Origin of the sequence: Secundilactobacillus mixtipabuli (genome assembly GCF_002217925.1) — a bacterium.
Taxonomy (GTDB): domain Bacteria; phylum Bacillota; class Bacilli; order Lactobacillales; family Lactobacillaceae; genus Secundilactobacillus; species Secundilactobacillus mixtipabuli.
Map to the genome: position 1 here is coordinate 1 of NZ_BCMF01000041.1, position 262 is coordinate 262.

The window sequence follows — 262 nt, forward strand, 5'->3', positions numbered from 1 at the left end:
CCGGAAGCATGCGTAAAGGTATAAGCGACGCTTTGATTCTTAAAGTTCTGTATCCCATGTTCCAGCATGCCTTCCATTGCAGCCTTCATCGTGTAATGGGTTGAACACATGACGAAACCTAGTTCGGTCAATTGATCCATAGTCACAGCCGGTACACCATTGTCTCCTCGAACATCAGCAAAAATCTTCCAACCAGTTACTACTTTAGCCATTTCAACAGCTTGTTCATACTTAGTAATTTTAACGAACATTGCCAAATCAG

At 42.4% G+C, this 262-nt stretch carries 1 protein-coding gene; it reads right to left on the reverse strand.

Annotated elements, in window-relative coordinates:
• Positions 1-212 (reverse strand): hypothetical protein (locus tag IWT5_RS11890; protein WP_225360287.1); only part of this gene is annotated, 212 nt, incomplete at its 3' end.
• Between the last annotated feature and the right edge of the window lie 50 nt (positions 213-262).